This is a genomic window from Staphylococcus sp. FSL W8-1268, assembly GCF_038003965.1.
Classification (GTDB): domain Bacteria; phylum Bacillota; class Bacilli; order Staphylococcales; family Staphylococcaceae; genus Staphylococcus; species Staphylococcus hominis.
Genome location: NZ_JBBOQE010000001.1, coordinates 562,638 through 581,121, shown reverse-complemented (window position 1 = coordinate 581,121; position 18,484 = coordinate 562,638). Strand labels below are relative to the sequence as shown.

The 18,484-nt window shown below is 30.8% G+C and carries 20 protein-coding genes and 1 pseudogene; 10 read left to right on the top strand and 11 right to left on the bottom strand.

What is annotated here, in order from left to right; genetic code table 11:
- The first annotated feature begins 418 nt into the window (after positions 1 to 418).
- The 5 genes and pseudogenes from NST64_RS02705 (at position 419) to NST64_RS02685 (ending at position 3,263) form a co-directional block, all read left to right on the top strand.
- Positions 419 to 577: a hypothetical protein gene (locus tag NST64_RS02705; protein WP_241486995.1), complete on the top strand. Its 159-nt coding sequence runs from the start codon at positions 419 to 421 to the stop codon at positions 575 to 577.
- Between the two features lie 396 nt (positions 578 to 973).
- A pseudogene (locus tag NST64_RS02700) lies at positions 974 to 1,374 on the top strand (CHAP domain-containing protein); the annotation flags it as partial.
- A gap of 204 nt (positions 1,375 to 1,578) precedes the next feature.
- Positions 1,579 to 1,908 (top strand): DMT family transporter, encoded by a 330-nt coding sequence (locus NST64_RS02695; RefSeq protein ID WP_002448391.1) that lies wholly within the window; start codon positions 1,579 to 1,581, stop codon positions 1,906 to 1,908.
- 1 nt (position 1,909) lies between these two features.
- On the top strand, positions 1,910 to 2,224 hold the full coding sequence (locus tag NST64_RS02690; RefSeq protein ID WP_002454990.1) for a DMT family transporter: 315 nt from the start codon (positions 1,910 to 1,912) through the stop codon (positions 2,222 to 2,224).
- A 79-nt stretch (positions 2,225 to 2,303) separates the two neighbouring features.
- Complete coding sequence (locus NST64_RS02685) at positions 2,304 to 3,263, top strand: 2-hydroxyacid dehydrogenase family protein (protein WP_002448389.1); 960 nt, start codon at positions 2,304 to 2,306, stop codon at positions 3,261 to 3,263.
- A gap of 59 nt (positions 3,264 to 3,322) precedes the next feature.
- On the opposite strand, the gene NST64_RS02680 is transcribed toward NST64_RS02685, so the two are convergent.
- From NST64_RS02680 to NST64_RS02650, 7 genes are all read right to left on the bottom strand, one after another.
- Positions 3,323 to 4,447, bottom strand: a complete 1,125-nt coding sequence (locus NST64_RS02680) for an FAD-dependent monooxygenase (protein ID WP_002448454.1) — start codon at positions 4,445 to 4,447, stop codon at positions 3,323 to 3,325.
- 20 nt (positions 4,448 to 4,467) lie between these two features.
- Positions 4,468 to 5,259, bottom strand: a complete 792-nt coding sequence (locus NST64_RS02675) for an N-acetylglucosaminidase (protein WP_049438253.1) — start codon at positions 5,257 to 5,259, stop codon at positions 4,468 to 4,470.
- A gap of 23 nt (positions 5,260 to 5,282) precedes the next feature.
- Positions 5,283 to 5,504 carry a hypothetical protein gene (locus tag NST64_RS02670; RefSeq protein WP_002448552.1) on the bottom strand — a complete coding sequence of 74 codons (222 nt, stop codon included), beginning with the start codon at positions 5,502 to 5,504 and terminating at the stop codon, positions 5,283 to 5,285.
- A 165-nt stretch (positions 5,505 to 5,669) separates the two neighbouring features.
- A complete protein-coding gene (locus NST64_RS02665; protein WP_049417731.1) occupies positions 5,670 to 6,137 on the bottom strand; it encodes a DUF1641 domain-containing protein in 468 nt (155 codons plus the stop codon).
- 1 nt (position 6,138) lies between these two features.
- Positions 6,139 to 9,090, bottom strand: a complete 2,952-nt coding sequence (gene fdhF / locus NST64_RS02660) for a formate dehydrogenase subunit alpha (protein WP_049417730.1) — start codon at positions 9,088 to 9,090, stop codon at positions 6,139 to 6,141.
- Between the two features lie 254 nt (positions 9,091 to 9,344).
- Positions 9,345 to 10,292, bottom strand: a complete 948-nt coding sequence (locus tag NST64_RS02655; RefSeq protein WP_049417728.1) for an LCP family protein — start codon at positions 10,290 to 10,292, stop codon at positions 9,345 to 9,347.
- Positions 10,293 to 10,407: 115 nt separating this feature from the next.
- On the bottom strand, positions 10,408 to 11,187 hold the full coding sequence (locus NST64_RS02650) for an inositol monophosphatase family protein (protein WP_002448358.1): 780 nt from the start codon (positions 11,185 to 11,187) through the stop codon (positions 10,408 to 10,410).
- Between the two features lie 368 nt (positions 11,188 to 11,555).
- Here NST64_RS02650 and NST64_RS02645 point away from each other — a divergent pair, with 368 nt between their 5' ends.
- The 3 genes from NST64_RS02645 to NST64_RS02635 all read left to right on the top strand — a co-directional run bounded on the left by NST64_RS02645 (position 11,556) and on the right by NST64_RS02635 (position 13,914).
- Positions 11,556 to 12,251: a helix-turn-helix transcriptional regulator gene (locus NST64_RS02645; RefSeq protein ID WP_037554333.1), complete on the top strand. Its 696-nt coding sequence runs from the start codon at positions 11,556 to 11,558 to the stop codon at positions 12,249 to 12,251.
- Positions 12,252 to 12,363: 112 nt separating this feature from the next.
- On the top strand, positions 12,364 to 12,717 hold the full coding sequence (locus NST64_RS02640) for a hypothetical protein (protein ID WP_002448527.1): 354 nt from the start codon (positions 12,364 to 12,366) through the stop codon (positions 12,715 to 12,717).
- Between the two features lie 324 nt (positions 12,718 to 13,041).
- Positions 13,042 to 13,914 (top strand): MurR/RpiR family transcriptional regulator, encoded by an 873-nt coding sequence (locus NST64_RS02635; RefSeq protein WP_049417726.1) that lies wholly within the window; start codon positions 13,042 to 13,044, stop codon positions 13,912 to 13,914.
- Between the two features lie 214 nt (positions 13,915 to 14,128).
- Here NST64_RS02635 and NST64_RS02630 read toward each other — a convergent pair whose 3' ends face one another.
- Entirely contained in the window at positions 14,129 to 15,517 is a 1,389-nt protein-coding gene (locus NST64_RS02630) for an amino acid permease (RefSeq protein ID WP_049417724.1), read from the bottom strand.
- Between the two features lie 328 nt (positions 15,518 to 15,845).
- Here NST64_RS02630 and NST64_RS02625 point away from each other — a divergent pair, with 328 nt between their 5' ends.
- Together NST64_RS02625 and NST64_RS02620 are read left to right on the top strand one after the other, a co-directional pair.
- Entirely contained in the window at positions 15,846 to 16,190 is a 345-nt protein-coding gene (locus NST64_RS02625; protein ID WP_002448336.1) for a hypothetical protein, read from the top strand.
- A 6-nt stretch (positions 16,191 to 16,196) separates the two neighbouring features.
- Complete coding sequence (locus tag NST64_RS02620) at positions 16,197 to 16,385, top strand: hypothetical protein (protein ID WP_002448560.1); 189 nt, start codon at positions 16,197 to 16,199, stop codon at positions 16,383 to 16,385.
- A gap of 55 nt (positions 16,386 to 16,440) precedes the next feature.
- On the opposite strand, the gene NST64_RS02615 is transcribed toward NST64_RS02620, so the two are convergent.
- From NST64_RS02615 to NST64_RS02605, 3 genes are read right to left on the bottom strand one after another with little or no spacing between them, the layout of a single operon-like run.
- Positions 16,441 to 16,632: a hypothetical protein gene (locus NST64_RS02615; protein ID WP_002454981.1), complete on the bottom strand. Its 192-nt coding sequence runs from the start codon at positions 16,630 to 16,632 to the stop codon at positions 16,441 to 16,443.
- 5 nt (positions 16,633 to 16,637) lie between these two features.
- The gene (locus tag NST64_RS02610) at positions 16,638 to 17,282 is read right to left on the bottom strand and encodes an HAD-IA family hydrolase (RefSeq protein ID WP_002448575.1); all 645 of its coding nucleotides are present in this window, start codon (positions 17,280 to 17,282) and stop codon (positions 16,638 to 16,640) included.
- Between the two features lie 49 nt (positions 17,283 to 17,331).
- Positions 17,332 to 18,246, bottom strand: a complete 915-nt coding sequence (locus NST64_RS02605) for a bile acid:sodium symporter family protein (RefSeq protein ID WP_002488728.1) — start codon at positions 18,244 to 18,246, stop codon at positions 17,332 to 17,334.
- Between the last annotated feature and the right edge of the window lie 238 nt (positions 18,247 to 18,484).

Here is an 18,484-nt window from a genome sequence, read left to right as displayed (position 1 = left end):
CTGCATCTTCAAAATAGTATTATTTTATTCTATAGCCTAATTTAAATTTTTACAAACACTATTAGTAGTATGATATCAAATAAATCTCCATAAATGTAACCGCTTACCCTTTATGTATATATCTTTATATAAAATAAGTTTATTACAAGGTGCTGTAATATAAATTCTATTAATATTTTCAAAAAATTAGAAAATGTATAGCAAACATGCAGTTTGCAAGAAATATTAAACAGATTTTTATTACATAGTTGTGCAAGAATTTTGAATTTCATTTACGGTAAAGTAACAATGCCCTACTACATGTTTTTATCTGATAAAGTATGACTTATCGTTAACAGCGACAAGTTAATGTTAAAACATATTCAACATATCGCTAAAATTATCCTATTGTTGAATAGTATTTGGGAGGACTTTATTTATGAAAAAATTAATTACATTATCAACACTGACAGCAGGAATTGGAGTCTCTGCTTTTGGATTAAATATACATCATGCAGATGCAGCAGAATTAACTCAAAATCAAGCTACTCAACAAGTGAATCAACAAAAACAACATAATAATAGTGAACAACAATAAAATTTAAATCACCAACAAAATCAGAATCAACTTCAAAAGCAAGGCTATAATCATCAACAGACAAGTCAATCTAATATAGCACATCAAGCACGTCAAATTAATCATTCAAATCTAAATAATCAAAGATATCATTTTGGTCAATCAAACTACAACGCACAAAATCAACCTAATCAACATTTGAATCAACAAAAGCAAAATCAAAATGTAATTCACTATAATGAAGCAAAATCTAAAAAAATCGTCACTAACAAGTAAGCACCTTCTCATTTCACTAATACTATTTACTCAAACAATCATACAAATCCTAATCTACATTTAGCCAGTCATACTACAGAAGATGTAGCTAGCGCCACATCTACAATGAATAAATTAAATAGTGTATCTCATACTACGTCATCTAGTAGTTCATCTACTGCAAATTCCTCAAGTGTAACGAGTAGAGTACATCAACTAAGACAACATCTTCAACTAAGAACAACTTGTATACCGTTGGTCAATGTACACGGTATGTATATGACAAAGTGAATGGTGCTATTGGTTCAACATGGGGTAATGCAAATAACTGGGCAAATGCTGCAAAAGCAGCTGGATACACAGTTAATCATCATGCCAAAGCTGGTTCAATTTTACAAACCACAGCAGGAAGTTTAGGACATGTGGCTTATGTAGAAAGTGTAAATAGTGATGGATCAATTACAATTTCAGAAATGAATTATACAGGTGGCGCCTACGTGACGGATACACGTACAATTTCAGCAAGCGAAGTACGTTCTTATAATTATATTCATTTATCATAAATATCTAAGATTGATATAACTTGAATATAAATATATTACCGTTTAATATCACCTTTAAGATTATATTTTCATTAATTTAAAAGTGAGAAAATGAATTCACAATGAATTCTTTCTCACTTTTCTATTTTCTAAAATTGCATAACTCATAATTGTCTGAGAAAATGTTTTTACTTATCAAAAATACTATAAGGAGTAATGGATGTAATGCAATGGTTAAAGGTCATTTTATCTGGATTGATAGAAGTTGTTTGGGTTACGTGTTTAAATTACGCTCATAATACGTTTACTTGGCTTATCACTTTATTATTTATTGCTTTAAGTTTTTATTTAATGCTTTCTGCTACAAAACAACTTCCAGTAGGTACTGTTTATGCTGTTTTTGTTGGTATAGGCGCTGCAGGAACAGTCATTGTTGATATGTTATTTATTAATCACGTTATTTCACCTATGAAATTATTATTTATTATTTTATTAATTATAGGTATTATCGGATTAAAGATTTCTACTGATGACCAATCTGAAGGAGGTCTATAAAATGGCGTGGTTATACCTTTTAGTTGCAGGATGCTTTGAGATTTTAGGTGTTGTTTTCTTAAATGAACTGAATCGTACACATAAAAAAATATATATTCTACTAGGTGCGCTTACATTTATATTTAGCTTTAGTACTTTAAAACTATCTATGCAGACGATTTCGATGGGAACTGCCTATGCAATATGGACAGGGATTGGGACTGCTGGAGGTACCATTGTAGGTATGATTTTCTATAATGAATCAAAAAAATTTATTCGTATATTTTGTATTGCTTTAATCTTAATATCCGTAATTGCTTTAAAAATAATACAATAACTTTATTCATATAAATTCTTTGTGTCCCTATCTTTCTTCCATTATACTTAATTTGAAAGATTACAAAGGAGTGAGATGGATGGAAAAAGTATATATAGCTGGTAAAATTCCAGAAGCTGGTTTAAATCTACTTAAAGAACATTTTGAAGTAGACATGTATGAAGGTGAAGATATCATCGATAAAGAAACATTAAAAAAAGGTGTCAAAGATGCTTCTGCTTTGATTAGTATTTTATCTACTAATGTAGATAAAGAAGTGATTGACAGCGGTGAAAATCTTAAAATTATTGCCAATTATGGCGCTGGGTTTAATAATGTAGATGTAGATTATGCACGTGAAAAAAACATTGATGTTACAAATACACCAAAAGCATCTACAGCTGCAACTGCTGAATTAACATTCGGTTTAGTATTAGCAATTGCTCGTCGTATCGTTGAAGGTGACAAACTTTCTCGTACAAAAGGATTTGATGGTTGGGCGCCATTATTCTTTAGAGGCCGTGAAGTCTCAGGCAAAACACTTGGTATTATCGGATTTGGAGAAATTGGTAGTGCAGTAGCTAAACGTGCAAAAGGATTTGATATGGATATCCTTTATACAGGTCCTCACCAAAAAAAGGAAAAAGAACGTGAAATTGGTGCTAAATACGTTGATTTAGATACATTATTAGAACACTCTGATTTTATTACAATCAACGCTGCTTACAATCCAGATATACACCATATGATTGATTCAGAACAATTTAAAAAAATGAAATCGACTGCTTATTTAGTCAATGCAGGACGTGGACCAATCGTTAATGAACAGGCACTTGTTGATGCATTGAAACATAAAGATATTGAAGGTGCAGCTCTCGATGTGTATGAATTCGAGCCAGATATTACTGAAGGGTTGAAATCTTTAGATAACGTAGTCATTACGCCACACATCGGTAATGCTACGTTTGAAGCTCGTGAAATGATGTCTAAAATTGTAGCTAATGATACAATTAAAAAATTGAATGGTGAAGAACCGCAATTTGTTGTTAATAAAAAATAATATTAAATAAAATAATAAGGAGTGATCATAGAATCCATAGTGAATTCTATGATCACTCCTTATTTATCTTTTGTTTTATATAAAAATTTAGTTTGACCACTAAAAAATCGTTTTGGCATATGTTTCATGATAGAATTGCGCAATGCAACAACTAGTTTATTATCTTTTTGAGCGATATGTCCGATTTTTCGAGAGCGTTTTATTACTTTTTTAGTATGTTTTACACGTAATTTATTATATCGCTGTAATGCTTTTTTTAAGTCATAAGAAGCAATACAATTAGCTAAAACGATAGCATCTTCCATTGCTTGTCCTGCGCCCTGACCCATGTTTGGCGTCATTGCATGGGCAGCATCTCCTAGTAAGACTGTACGATGATGTACAAATGAAGTTAAAGGTTTTAAATCATATAAATCGTTTTTAATAATACCTGTTTCACTTTGTTTATCTAACAATGCTCTCACTTGATTAGGATAATGATTAAAATAAGCCTGCAAATGTGGTTTTTCAAATGATACATATTTAGGATCTTTTTCATTTGCATTAATTGTAATAAACCAATAGGCTTGATTATTGATTAGAGGCACAATACCCACGCGTCCACGTCTTCCCCAATATTCATCTGCTGTATATTGATTCATTATGTCCACTTCATCTATCATTCCTCTAAAGCACGTATAACCTTGATAAATCACTTTAGAGTCTGGGAATAATGCTTTTCTAACAGCTGAATGAATACCATCCGCGCCAATACATAAATCAAACGTCTGACTTGCATGTTTTGAGAAATGAAGCATTGGCAGTTCAGATTGAACATCCACTTTAGTCACTTCATAATCTGTAAATACAGTATTAGGTTTTACATATGAATATATTAACTCTATTAATGACTGACGAGATAACGTCACATTTAATGTTCCCTCTTTCAATTTAGCTGATGTAAGCAAGTCGCCTTTATCGCTATAGATATTTAATGATTTTAAATTTTGTCCGGCATTTTTGATACCTTTAGCTAAATCATGATTACCGAGTTTTTTTAAAACGTTATCACCGATGCCAATACCAGCACCTACTTCTTTAATATCAGTCTTTCTCTCAAAGACTTTGACATCATGCCCTTGTTCTTGTAAAAGGGCTGCAACCGTTAAACCTCCGATACCAGCACCTATCACTGCAACTTTCATTCTATTACACCTCAATATCTCTATTTATTAGATATATAGTAATTCCTACGTATCTTATCTTTTTTTATACCCAAACGTTCATAATCTTTTTTCATATTATCTGCAATTTTATCTGCCCACTCAATATCGCTCGCATATTGATGAGACCCTGGATTTTTAGGATTCCATCTCATTTGATAAAGCGTAATTTGTTCGTTTTCAAAATATTGATGACGAATAAAAGCTGCACCGCCCATAATTGCTTTACTTGGTGTTGTCCAATCATGCTCTTTAGCATAACTATGACCAGTAGCAATGGCATCTTGATCAAATGCACCAATTCCAAAAAAATTATAGTATTTATGATTATTCTCTTTAATACCATTAGCCAGTTCGGATTGACCATTTGCTGTTTCTATTATTGCATGATTCATTAAATATATAATATTAACTTGGTACTTATCTTGGGCCTTTAAAAATGTTTGGGCCTGATCTGTTAAAATACCTTTATTTTTAAGTATATGTTTTACCTCATCTTCATTCATTGGAACCGTTTTAGATAAATCCATATATTTTAAATCATTATCTTTTTTAGAAATACTCATTGCTCTTTTCACTTCATTATTATTCGCTAGAACAAACTGATTATTTTTATCAATGGTATTTAATTGGTTTGATTGGGTTTGCTTTTGAAAGGCCTCTTGAAAACTGTATCTTCGATCATTACGTAGTATATCCTTATGATTGATACAAAGTAATACAATCAATATGATGAGAACAAAAATAAAAAGTATAATAGATAAACGTAAATGATTACTATTTCTATATTTCATAAATTGAAATTCCTCTAATTGTCTTATTTAGATAACATACTGTATGCAACTATAATAGCAATAACGACGATGGCAAACGAAATATTAATAATAATTTTCATGCCCGTACGATCTCGAAATAATACATTAAAAATAACAAGACTAATTGCCAATGAAACGGCAAACATTGCTATCGCTAACATTAATTTCATCATAATTAAAAATATAATTCCTAATATAACAAAAATATTAGAAATAATAGTCATTATTTTAATAATATTTGGATGAATAAGTCCTCTCTCCTTACACTTTAATTTATACACTCTACTTTATCATAATAGATGTATACTATATTTTACAAATTCATTTCTAAAAAAACTCCTTAACATAAGTCATCTCATTCTTATATTAAGGAGTCGTATCTATTCAATTTATTTTCTAGACATGCCTTTAAGTAAATTTAGCATGTACGTTAAGCTACGATTCATATCATCATCTTTTAATACACTCATTAAGCTTCGTATCGTCATTTTGGCATTTGGACTTGCTTGATTAGCTACGTGTAAGCCACTATTAAGTTTATTTAAAAATTGACTTAGTTCTTTAACTTCTAGATTTCCAAGCATAAATACCATTGGAGCTAAATTTGTAATCAGTCCAGTATACATCTCTTTATTTAATTCCGTAGCGAATTTATTTATAATAACTTGACGACCTTTAATACCACCGTTAATAGCATCTAAGAGTTTTGCATCATCTAAATTTTTAATAATACGAATAGCTTTTAAAATACTATCCTTATTTTCAACAATTGCATCTGTAACTTCATTCAAACTTTCCAATTTAAGTTGTTCCTTTGATTTTTCAAGACGATTAATTTTAGTTATTCTTTCAGCCATATTAATCCACCACATTTCCCGGGAAAATATAATCCTTACGCTTCCATTTTTTCTGAACTTGGACACTATATTGTGGATGACGATGTTTATCTACACGGAAATTCGTTGGATTTAAAGGAGATTTACCTTTTCTAGTTATAACCTCTAAACGACAATGTGTACGTTTATAAGATGGTGTGTGTGTAGCATAATCCGCGTCACTATTAGTTAATTTATTTATAGCACCTATATCACCATTACTCATAGCATCATTATTTAAAGGAATATATATCTCTTTTCCTTTAACTCTATCAGTAATTGTAGCAACTAAAGTAGCTTCTCCTGTATCAGAAATAAGTTTTACTTCTGCACCCTCATGGATATCGCGATCTTTTGCTAATTCAGGTGAAATTTCTACAAATGCATGAGGCATTTTATATTTAATCATTTCTGTTTGATATGTCATATTTCCTTCATGGAAATGTTCTAGTACGCGACCATTATTCACATGTAAATCATATACTTCATCTTCTTTAAAGAAATTATCAAATGTTAATTTAAATAATTTTGCACGTTTATTATCGAAATTAAAGCCATCAAGATATAATGTAGGTTGATCTATACCATCTGGTGCTACAGGCCATTGTAAACTGTTAAAACCTTCTAATCTTTCATAGCTGACACCTGAATAAGAAGGTGTTAAGCGTGCAATTTCGTCCATAATTTCTGAAGGATGACTATAATTCCAATCAAAGCCCATTCTTTTAGCAATCAATTGGAAAATTACCCAGTCAGGTTTTGAGTCACCTAAAGGTGATAATGCTTGATTAATACGTTGAATTCTACGCTCTGTATTTGTATATGTGCCATCTTTTTCTAACGAAGGACTAGCTGGTAACACAACATCCGCATACGTTGCTGTAAATGTTATAAATTCATCTTGAACTACCAAAAATTCAACTTTTTCTAATGCAGATTGTACATAGTTAATATTTGAATCTACAATTCCTGTATCTTCACCATACAAATATAGTGAATGAATTTGTCCTTCATGAATACCATCCATCATTTGATGATTATCACGACCAGGCGTTGGATTCAATGTGACACCATACTCTTTCTCAAATTTCGCTCTAATTTCATCATTGTGTATCATTTGATAACCTGGAAATTGATCTGGCATACTTCCCATATCACTTGCACCTTGAACATTATTGTGGCCGCGTAATGGATAAGCCCCTGTGCCAGGTCTTCTATAGTTACCTGTTACAAGAAGAAGATTTGAAATTGCTGTACTTGTATCACTACCAATATCTTGTTGTGTGACACCCATTGCCCAACAAATAGCTACAGATTCTGCTTTTGCGCATTCTTCCGCGAAACTAATTAACCGCGCTTTTGAAATTCCTGTAACCTCTTCAGTAAATTCTAATGAAAATGGAGTTAACGACTCATAGTATTCATCAAAATTGTCAACCCACTTTTTAATAAATTCGATATCATGTAAATGATGATCGATAATATATTTTGTCACAGCACTCAACCATACTAAGTCTGTACCAGGTTTAGGTTGATAAAATTCATCTGCACGTTCAGCCATTTCATGTTTACGAATATCAAAGACATGCATTCTTTGTCCAAACAATTTCTGTGCACGTTTAATTCTTGAAGCAATAACTGGATGTGCTTCTGCTGTATTTGTACCAATAAGTACCGTCATAGCTGCTTTTTCCAAGTCATCAATAGAACCTGAGTCCCCGCCATGTCCTACCGTTCTAAATAATCCTTTTGTAGCAGGTGCTTGACAATACCTCGAACAATTATCAATATTATTTGAACCAAATACTTGGCGAGAAAGTTTCTGCATTAAATATGACTCTTCGTTTGTACCTTTTGAAGAGGCGATAAATGCTAGATGATCGCCACCATATTTATTTTTAATGCGCTTAAAGTTCTCTTCTATAACATCAAGGGCTTCTTCCCATTCAACCTCATGAAATTCACCATTTTTACGTACTAAAGGTTTAGTTAAACGTTGATCCGAATTAATGTGTCCCCATGAGAATTTACCTTTTACACAAGTAGAGATTTTATTTGCTGGAGAGTCGTGTGATGGTTGAACTTTTAAGATTTCTCTATCTTTTGTCCATACATCAAATGAACATCCTACACCACAATATGTACATACTGTTTTAGTTTTGTTAATTCTTTCTTTGCGCATCTCTGCTTCAGAATCCGACACAGCAAATAACAATCCATCTCCTGGTTCAGCTTTTTTAGTTAAATCAATCATAGCTGCTAATGAACCCGGTTCTGTATCAGTTAAATATCCTGCATTACCCTCCATATTGACTTCCATCATTGCATTACATGGACATACTGTCGCACATTGACCACATGATACACAAGACGATTCATTTATTGGAACATCATTATCCCAAATCACACGTGGGTGCTCACGATCCCAGTCTATAGAAAGTGTTTCGTTAACTTCCACATCTTGACATGCTTCTACACATCTGCCACATAGGATACATTGGTCTGGGTCATAACGATAGAAAGGACCATAATCTTTTTCATAAGGTTTTGTTTTATATTCATATGATTGTTCTTGTAATCCCCATGCATCCATGGCATTGTGAATCTCACAATCACCGTTATTATAATCACATACCGTACAATACAGCATATGCTTTTCTAAAATTCTATCTAATGCTTCTTTTTGGCTAGCTTTCACTCGTTTATTTTGAGTATTGACTGACATCGGACGGTCAACTACTGTACTACACGCTCGTTCAACTTTACCGTCAATTTCAACCATGCAAGTATCACAGGTTTGAATTGGACCCATGGATTCGTTATAGCAAATTGAAGGCACGAAAGTATCACGAGATTTAATAAATTCGAGTAAATTTGTTCCAGGTTCTACAAGATAATCCACATCATCTAGGGTTAAAACTAAATGTTCTTGCATTGCTTTCCCCACCTTATAATTATATTCCGTAAACAACCAATTTCATTAAGATTCTGTATTGTTTCCCCATATTCAATACAGAATTAATATTATTGTATAACTAAAATCATATAATGTTAAGGCTTTCAATACTATCTATTGACCTTTCTTTATTCTTTTAAATAAAGCATATACTCTTAAATTTTTATATCTTTAAATAAAAAATCCGAGACATATAAATGAGTCTCAGATTTTTTAAATTCTATATCAATCTTTTATTTTTTCAAATTATTATTTAATACCTCTGTCATTTGCCCTTTTGAACTTTCATTAGGAATAAAATACCATAATCCGTCATTTTGAATACTACCTGTACCTTCTAGCTGATGACGATTCACTGTATCATTAGCCTCTTTATAATGACTTCTAATTTCATTTAAGTCTCCTAATGTTAAATCGGTTGTGACGTTCTTTTGAATTTGAGTAATTAATGATGGCAAATGTGTAATCGCTGAAGAACTCACCATTTTATTTGCCATAGCTTGTAAAACTAGTTGTTGACGTTCTTGACGTCCAAAATCGCCACCTGCACCTGTTTCTTTACGACTTCTAATAAATGCCATAGCTGTATCTCCATCAATATGAGTGGATTGCCCTTTAGTAAATGTTGTACCTTGAACTGTAAATGTATCATTACTCGTTATGTTAACACCGCCGACCGAATCAATCATGTCGTGTAATCCATCCATATCAATAGTAGCATAGTGATCTATTGGCACATTCATTAGTTTTTCTAATGATTTAACAGCCATGGTAGGGCCCCCATAAGCATAAGCATGATTAATTTTTTCAGTTGTACCTCTTCCTACGATTTCTGCTTGAGTATCACGTGGAATACTTACAAGCTCAGTCGTTTTTTTCTTTGGATTCACTGATAAAATCATTATTGTATCACTACGTTCACCATCATTTGTACTTTTACGTTGTGCATTAGAGTCAACACCAAATAAGGCAATTGTAAATGGATCTCCATTTCTTAAATTAACATTATGAGAACGCAATTCAGATTGTTGACGATGAAGCGGGTTATGAATTTTATTACCTGTGATCAATATCGTTGCTGCGATAACGGCTACAGCAACGATAGCTAACACAACAAGTATACTAATAACCCATTTCATTATTTTACTAGAGGAATGTTTTTTCTTATCAGGACGTTGCATCTTCCTCCTCCTATTCTATTTATATTAAAATATATCTCCATTATTATATATTAAATGATTTAATTTACTATACAACTTTAGTAGTAAATATATCAAATAACTAAGAATAGAAGTATTAGTGTTCATCATTAATAATAGCTAATATCTCCTCGTAGCACCCTTTATTACTAATAATAAAGGGACCACCTTTAGCGAAATCAAGATGTTGCCCATCCATTTGCGTCATCACTAATCCTAATTCTTTAGCGAATAAAAACTGTGCTGCGATATCCCAAGGTTTAGGATTGGTATTAAAATGTGCTCCAAATTGTCCTTTAATTACTCGCACTGAATCTAATCCGCAAGCTCCTATATATCTCACACTAAAAGACGATTGATACAAAGCTTTACTTAAATTTTCACTCACGTATTCTGAACCAAATGAAACAATAGTATCTTTAAGCGATAATACTTCTGGAGACTCAAGTTTGACATTATTCATGAAAGCTCCCTTACCTTCAATTGCTTTATATATTATTTTATGAGCGTAGTCATAAATATAAGATAATTTAGGTTGTCCATTTTCAAAGTAAGCTAAAATAATACAATAATCTTCTTGTTGTTTCACTAAATTGGCTGTTCCATCAATAGGGTCCATAATCCAAAGGTGTCCCTGATAGGGTTCAATACCATCATTATTTTTTTCTTCAGCTAATAACTGATGTGTAGGAAAATACTTTTCAAGATAGGCTTCGAAATCATTTTGGATTTGTTTATCTACATTTGTAACTAAATCGAATCGATTTTCTTTTGTTTCTGTAACCATATTTTTAATTAAATTAGGAATAATATCATCTAAATGTTGGAACCAATTCGTAATATGCTTATCTATAAATTGAAGTTGTTGATTTTGCATGATGTCACCTCAACGTTTTTATTCATCTTATCATATAACATATTATTTTTTTAAAATAAAAAATCGGCTAGTCATTTGCTAGCCGACAAAATAGAAAGGAAAGTAAGTAATAAATATTGAAGATGTTTCGATGTAACCCGAACGACTCACCTTGAGCTATCTGTTATATAGCCCCTACCCCTTTGTTTGAAATCGTTCTACCCTGTTACAAATATTATATTAGCATAATCACCTAATAATTGTAAGCGTTTTCTAAATAAAAATAGTTTATTTTTACACTTATAATCAACTTATTACTATAAATGTCTTGAATCCCGGTCTTATGTTATAATTAATGTAATATGTAATGTTCATAGGTGGTGAGTATATTGAATAAAATGGAAAGACAAAATCAAATGATGTCATTAATTCAACAAGGACATAAAATCAATGCTTCTGATTTAGCAAAACAATTTAATGTTTCTACCCGTACAATTACTAGAGATATTAATGACTTAGAATCTAAAGGCGTTCATATATACGCTCATAAAGGAAGACATGGTGGATATGAAATTCAAAATACTGATCATTATTTTCAACTTAAATTAAATGAATCTGAACTTATTGCACTATTTTTAACTTTGCAAGAAAGTCAATCTCACTCTACATTACCTTACACTCAAGACATTCGTTCAATTATGAATAAATGTTTAAAAACACCTAATACACAAATGCTAAAAATACTGAAACATATCTCCAATAATATTAAATTAGAAGATACACGTTCTCTAACATTACCACATCTATTTTCAGAAATTTTAATTTATAGTAACGAAAGACATGTTATGCTTGTTGACTTTTCAGAAAATAATGAAATTACTGCAGAAAATGTGATATTCATCGGTTTACTATGCCGTAACGGTCAATGGTTTGCTATTGTTTATGAAATTGGATTCGGTAGAACTCGTGAATTATCAATATTAAATATTGTTGATATTTCTTATTCATTTGAAAAAAAGATTCAAACATACGATATTACTATTCATAACTATAAGGAATTTCTACAGACTAAAAACAATGAATAATGAATATAGTGAGTATTGAAGAAATTTCGATGTATTCTCACTTTCATTCTTAAATACTAAATGCTTACACACCATATATCCTTAACATTCTCTTTTAAAGGATGAATGTACCATGCATTATAAAACCTTAATATACGATCAACACATTTTAATTCAATTATTAATTTTACTAGAAAAAGCTAAATATTATTATTTTATGGACATAGCACATTTATCTTTGGGAATTAAAGATTACAATAATTTTATTACTCATTGCCGTGCTCATTTTAAACATAATCAAATAAATAGTATTTCATCTCATTGTTCTGATTCACAAATGTATTGTTTCGAGCAATACAATAAATTGGTGACTCACTTAAAACAGATCCCTCTTCAAAATTTTAAAAATGGAAATTTAATCGTTGATTTGCAAGAACGTCAAAATCATATTTATAAAGTTTATAATCAGATTAATAATTATCAATAACCTTATTTTTTTGATAAGTTTAGTAGGTGAATTGTCATTGTAATTGATAGTATGTATAATAATGCTTGATTAATATTAAGTAAAAACTGCATACTATTTTTTTAATCTTCGAAATAATGTCATATTGATGGGAGAATATCACATTATTTCGGTAATCCTATTACGTAAACCTTTACTTAACTTAATCACTTTACAGTTATTTATCGATATTTGTGGGAATTTAGATGTAATATATGATGTATTCACATGCCTAGATAGAGATGTTTTCATTTTCATCTATCTATTTATGATGAAAGAAAAACTTTTAATAAATTAGGTGATTGGATGACAAATATTTTAAGTAGGATAGATGAAGTCTACGCTTCGTCTTCTAAAAGTGAACAGAAACTTTCACGTTTCATATTAAATTCTCCACATAAATTAGTTTCAATGTCTAATGAAGCGATTGCAGATGAGCTTAATATTAGTGTATCTACTATGAATCGTTATAGTCAAAAATTAATTAATCAAAATTTTAAAGCTATACGCGATGAAATTAAGCAATGGTTTCCTAAACAAGTCACACCATATAATATCAAGTTAGTAGAAAATGAATCAGTAGAAAGTTTAAAACAAAAATTATATTTTCAAACTAAAGCGTCGTTAAAACAAAGTAATCATTTTATAGATCACCAAACTATTGACGCTATTTGTGAAACATTTAAACAGGCACATACCATTTTTCTATATGGTTATGGGAGTTCATATGTGTGTGCCCTTGAATTTTATCAGAAATTATCCCGTATTGGTCTCAATATTCAATTAGTTCAAGATACACATTTACTTACTACAATGTTGTCTACACATAATAAAAATGACTGTGTCGTTTTTATTACAAATAGTGGTGAACAGAGCGAACTACAAGCAATGGTAAAAGTCGTTAAAGATTTTAATCTTTCAATGATTACTATTACAAGTTCTAACAATAATTCAATTGCAAAAGATTCTGATTTAGTTTTAACGTATAATGAAGATTATAAAAACGAACTGTGTATGAGTGCGACGACTGCATTATTTGCACAATTATATACGATTGATATTATCTTTTACCGCTTTATAGCACGTAATTATCACGATTCTTTAGACTATATAACACAGTCAAAGATTTCATTAGATAATTATCACAAATATTTATCAAAAATTGAATTTAAACATTAGTAAAAAAGGAGTGGGATAGAACTCATTGTTCCACTTCATTCCTAACTTACGTTGGTCGTCGACTTTCTTTTTGAATGGCTTTATGTTAGGGTCTCGGTCTACAATTGAAAAACTTGATATTAGTCTATGTTTAACTTAGGGATTTACTATCCAAACGTTAAAAAATCTGAGACGTTTATGCACGTCTCAGATTTTTTAATATATATATTTATCGTTATTTTACTCTTTTTATAGCATCATTTTTGTGGTGACCGCGAATAAAGTAATAAACTGTAACCCCTGCTAAGACAATAATACCTATAACCACTGAAATAACTGTGTCTTTATTAAATAACATACCAATTAAAACAATGAGTAAAAAGATAATGGTAATAACACTAGAAATTGGGCCTCCTGGCATCTTAAATGGATGATTTTCAACCTGTTCTGGATGTAATTTTCTGAAACGAATATGACTAATTAAAATCATAAACCATGGAATCATACCTGGTAAAATAGATGCACTATAAACATACACGAAAATACTATCAGCACCTTTAATAAATACAGGTAAAATAACATTTAATAATGCTCCGATTAAAATACCAATTGCAATAGTTAATACTGGATAAAACGGCACACCATTTTTCATTACACGTGTAAAGATTTTAGGCATTTGCCCTTTTTGAGCAAGTGTATATATCATACGACTTGCACTAAAAATACCAGAGTTACATCCTGATAATGCAGCAGTTAATACAACAAAGTTGATTAAACCTGCAGCAAATGTAATACCAATTTTAGAGAATGTAGCTACAAAAGGACTACCAATACTTTCTAATTGATTCCAAGGGTATATTGAAACGATAACAAAAATAGCACCTATGTAAAAAATTAATATACGCCATATAACGCCATTTACAGCACTTTTAATATTCTCTTTAGGATTCTTTGTTTCACCTGCAGTAATACCAATGAGCTCAACCCCTTGATAAGAACCAATAACGATTGAAAGTGCAAAGAAGAAACCAACTAATCCATTTGGCATAAATCCACCGTGTTTCCATAAGTTAGAAATACCGATAGGATGTCCTCCATTACCAATTCCAAAGAAAATCAATCCTAACCCAGCAATAATCATTAATAAGATTGTTACCACCTTTATCATTGCAAACCAAAACTCAAATTCTCCAAACGCTTTAACTGAAGCTAAGTTTGCTACTAATAATAATACTATTGCAATCACACCTGGTATCCATTGTGGTAAATGAGGGAACCAATAATTCATATACTCACCTACGGCAATGACTTCACTCATCCCAACGACAATCCATTGGAATATATTACTCCACGCTGTCATATAGCCAGCAGCTGGATGTATGTATTCACTAGCAAATGTTGCAAATGAACCTGTTGTTGGATTTAAATAAATCAATTCTCCCATTGCTCTCATTATTAAAAATAAGAATATTCCTGCGATTAAATACGCAAAAATAACTGACGGTCCAGTCCATTTAATTGTACTTGTTGCCCCCATAAATAAACCTACACCAATTGTCCCGCCAAGCGCAATCATTCTAATTTGACGTGCACTTAGTCCCCTGTGTAATTCATTATTATCCATAAAAATACCCCATCTCTATTTGGACTAAGGTGCGATACTTTTAAACTATAGAAAATATTTATTACGTTTTCTTAGTCGACATATCCTTTACCTTATTGAAGTTATTATACTATAATTTTCAGAAAATAAAATATATTTTTTAAATTACATTGAAAGCGTTTCCATTTATTTAATTAAAATATTTTTACTTTTTTACAAAAATGAATAATTTAATATTTGTATTATTGAGTTATTTTTAGTTGAGAATCATATTACTAAATTAATATATTTAATTGATACTTTAGCAGTATGCTATACTGCTTATATAGACTTAAAGGAGTTTAACCTTATGCAGCATTTATTAAAAAAGGATATAAAAATATCCATTATTTTTGCTATTGTGTTCTTTTTACTGAACTTTTTTAGTGAACAACAGCACATGGTAAGTTCGCTTATACTACGAACGTTTTTAGCAACTTTAGCATTTTTCTTACTATACTTAATTGTATTTTCAATCTTTAATTCTGATCAACGTAAAATAAAATTTAGTATTACTTTATCTATCGCTGTTATAATCTTTTTAATTATAGGAATAGTATTATCTTCTCCAAAGTTCGGTGTTTTAATAGGAATCTGTGTAGGTATTATTGCAGGATTTATATGGGAATGGATTGAAAAAAGAAAAGGAGAATAAATATATATGTCAGTCACTATCGGTATAATATTAATTATTGTTTTATTATTTTTAAGTCTCATACCAAATTATAATGCAATGAAACAAGCTAAATCTCAAGGATCTAAAAGCACTAGATTTACCGTAATGGTAGGTATTGATGCGATTTTAATTGTTTTATTAGTCTTTACAATTATTCTAAAAATAATTATTTAATAAAAAAGGAACCTTAGAAAAAGGTTCCTTTTTACTGTTATATTGGTCGATCACTTTATAATTTGCCTTGTAACAAAAAGAAATACGCTATAAAAGCAAGTATAAGATATATCATTGATCCTAACATGAATGAACGTATACGAACTCTAAAAGGAATACGTTTATTAAATATTGGACCTAAAACAAGATTTCCTATTCCAATAATAATGGGTCCAGCTAAAAAGAAGATAATTAATTGCCACGACATTTCATTCACACATGACCCTTTTCAAAAAAACGATTTATAATTTCTTCGTTATTTAAATCTTTACCAATATATGGAATAGTTGAGAAATCTTGTGTTTGAGTCATATAATTTGTATTTACTATAACATCTAATCCAGCGCGAAAAGCAGCTGTAGCACCATTTACAGAGTCTTCAATAGCTAAACAATGCGTTGGAGAATAATTAAGCTGCTGAACCGCAGTCAAATAAAGTTCTGGCTCTGGTTTTACATATTCTACACTTTCTCTCCCAACAATAATATTTATATATTCATCTAAACCTAGACTCTTAAATACTGGAAAAATATCCTTTTTATAACTACTTGTCGCAATTGCCATAGGAATATGACGTTGCTTTAAGTATTTCATCAATTGTTTAATCGTAGGATTAATTTCTAATTGATTGCTTGTTTGATGATGTTCTTTATAAATAGTTTCTTTATTATCATTTCCAATCGTCTGTTCCAAATATTCGTGTAAATCCTTTGCTTCTCCACCAATATTTTCACGGTAAAAATCGAGTGTAATTGGTGTTGCATTATGACTAATTAGATGCTTATTAATAATATTAAACAAGTGTTGTTCAGTATCGACAATTGTACCATCAAAATCGAATACTATTGCTTTATACATGATATTTCTCCTTTAAACTTAATATTATAGGTAAGTTTAACATATTACATTAACGTTTAGACCAATATTTGGCAAGAATAGGTCCAGAAATATTATGAACAAAACTGAATACGGCTCCTGGCACTGCTGCTAGTGGATTAAAATGTACAGTTGCCAAAGACACAGCTAAACCTGAATTTTGCATTCCAACTTCAATAGAAACCGCCTTTTTGTCTCTTCTATCAAGTTTGAATACATGTGCTAAAACATAACCTAATAAATAGCCCACTGCATTATGTAAAATGACTACAATAAAAATAAGTAATCCAGTTTTAAGAATTTGTGATTTACTCCCTCCAACAACAGCCGCTAAAATCAATGAAATCGCTACTACAGAAATAATTGGTAAAATTTTAGTAGCCTCTCGAGTTACTTTTTTGGAAGCAAGTTGTAGAATGAATCCTATGATTATTGGTAATAAAACAACTTGAATGACCGACCATAGCATACTTAAAAATGATACATGTAACCACTCATGAGCAAATAAATAAATTAAAGCAGGGGTTACAAATGGTGCTAATAAAGTAGATACACTTGTAATCGCTACAGATAACGCAACATTAGCATTAGCTAGATAACTCATGACATTACTTGATGTTCCGCCAGGACAACATCCAACTAAAATCACTCCAATTGCTAACTCAGCTGGTAAATGAAATATTTTCGCAATAGTATAGGCCAAGATAGGCATAATAGTGAATTGTAAGATCACTCCGATAATAACAGACCTCGGCTCTTTAAAAACCAATTTAAAATCACTAGGTTTAATTGTCATTCCCATGCCTAACATCACAATTCCTAATAGCCATGGGACGAATTGACCAATCGTCGCTAGTTGAGTTGGAAATATAAAACCTATAATAGCAGCAATAAACATCCACAATAAAAATGTCTTAGTTGCAAATTCACTTACTTTACTTAACATGACGTCACCCTCTTATTTTAAATAATGAAATAAGAGTATCACAGGAGAAAAAGTAAAACAATAAATTTTCAGAATATTTAAAAATATGTATATTTTTATTTTTTCTTTTTTAAATAGAGTTACGAATGTATTACAAAAATATTAAATTAAAATTCATTCAAAAGTCGTAGTGATAATCATAATAAAGAGTGATACAATCAGACTGTATATGGGAACGACGTGTTTTATTTTAAGAATG

Coding starts and splice junctions, on each gene's coding strand:
- NST64_RS02640 (WP_002448527.1), top strand. CDS start 12,364: ATGCATTATAAAACCTTAATATACGATCAACACATTTTAATTCAATTA.
- NST64_RS02680 (WP_002448454.1), bottom strand. CDS start 4,447: ATGAAAGTTGCAGTGATAGGTGCTGGTATCGGAGGTTTAACGGTTGCA.
- NST64_RS02615 (WP_002454981.1), bottom strand. CDS start 16,632: ATGTCGTGGCAATTAATTATCTTCTTTTTAGCTGGACCCATTATTATT.
- NST64_RS02665 (WP_049417731.1), bottom strand. CDS start 6,137: ATGGCTGAAAGAATAACTAAAATTAATCGTCTTGAAAAATCAAAGGAA.
- NST64_RS02705 (WP_241486995.1), top strand. CDS start 419: ATGAAAAAATTAATTACATTATCAACACTGACAGCAGGAATTGGAGTC.
- fdhF (WP_049417730.1), bottom strand. CDS start 9,090: ATGCAAGAACATTTAGTTTTAACCCTAGATGATGTGGATTATCTTGTA.
- NST64_RS02695 (WP_002448391.1), top strand. CDS start 1,579: ATGCAATGGTTAAAGGTCATTTTATCTGGATTGATAGAAGTTGTTTGG.
- NST64_RS02670 (WP_002448552.1), bottom strand. CDS start 5,504: ATGACTATTATTTCTAATATTTTTGTTATATTAGGAATTATATTTTTA.
- NST64_RS02635 (WP_049417726.1), top strand. CDS start 13,042: ATGACAAATATTTTAAGTAGGATAGATGAAGTCTACGCTTCGTCTTCT.
- NST64_RS02605 (WP_002488728.1), bottom strand. CDS start 18,246: ATGTTAAGTAAAGTAAGTGAATTTGCAACTAAGACATTTTTATTGTGG.
- NST64_RS02690 (WP_002454990.1), top strand. CDS start 1,910: ATGGCGTGGTTATACCTTTTAGTTGCAGGATGCTTTGAGATTTTAGGT.
- NST64_RS02655 (WP_049417728.1), bottom strand. CDS start 10,292: ATGCAACGTCCTGATAAGAAAAAACATTCCTCTAGTAAAATAATGAAA.
- NST64_RS02610 (WP_002448575.1), bottom strand. CDS start 17,282: ATGTATAAAGCAATAGTATTCGATTTTGATGGTACAATTGTCGATACT.
- NST64_RS02630 (WP_049417724.1), bottom strand. CDS start 15,517: ATGGATAATAATGAATTACACAGGGGACTAAGTGCACGTCAAATTAGA.
- NST64_RS02685 (WP_002448389.1), top strand. CDS start 2,304: ATGGAAAAAGTATATATAGCTGGTAAAATTCCAGAAGCTGGTTTAAAT.
- NST64_RS02625 (WP_002448336.1), top strand. CDS start 15,846: ATGCAGCATTTATTAAAAAAGGATATAAAAATATCCATTATTTTTGCT.
- NST64_RS02620 (WP_002448560.1), top strand. CDS start 16,197: ATGTCAGTCACTATCGGTATAATATTAATTATTGTTTTATTATTTTTA.
- NST64_RS02650 (WP_002448358.1), bottom strand. CDS start 11,187: ATGCAAAATCAACAACTTCAATTTATAGATAAGCATATTACGAATTGG.
- NST64_RS02675 (WP_049438253.1), bottom strand. CDS start 5,259: ATGAAATATAGAAATAGTAATCATTTACGTTTATCTATTATACTTTTT.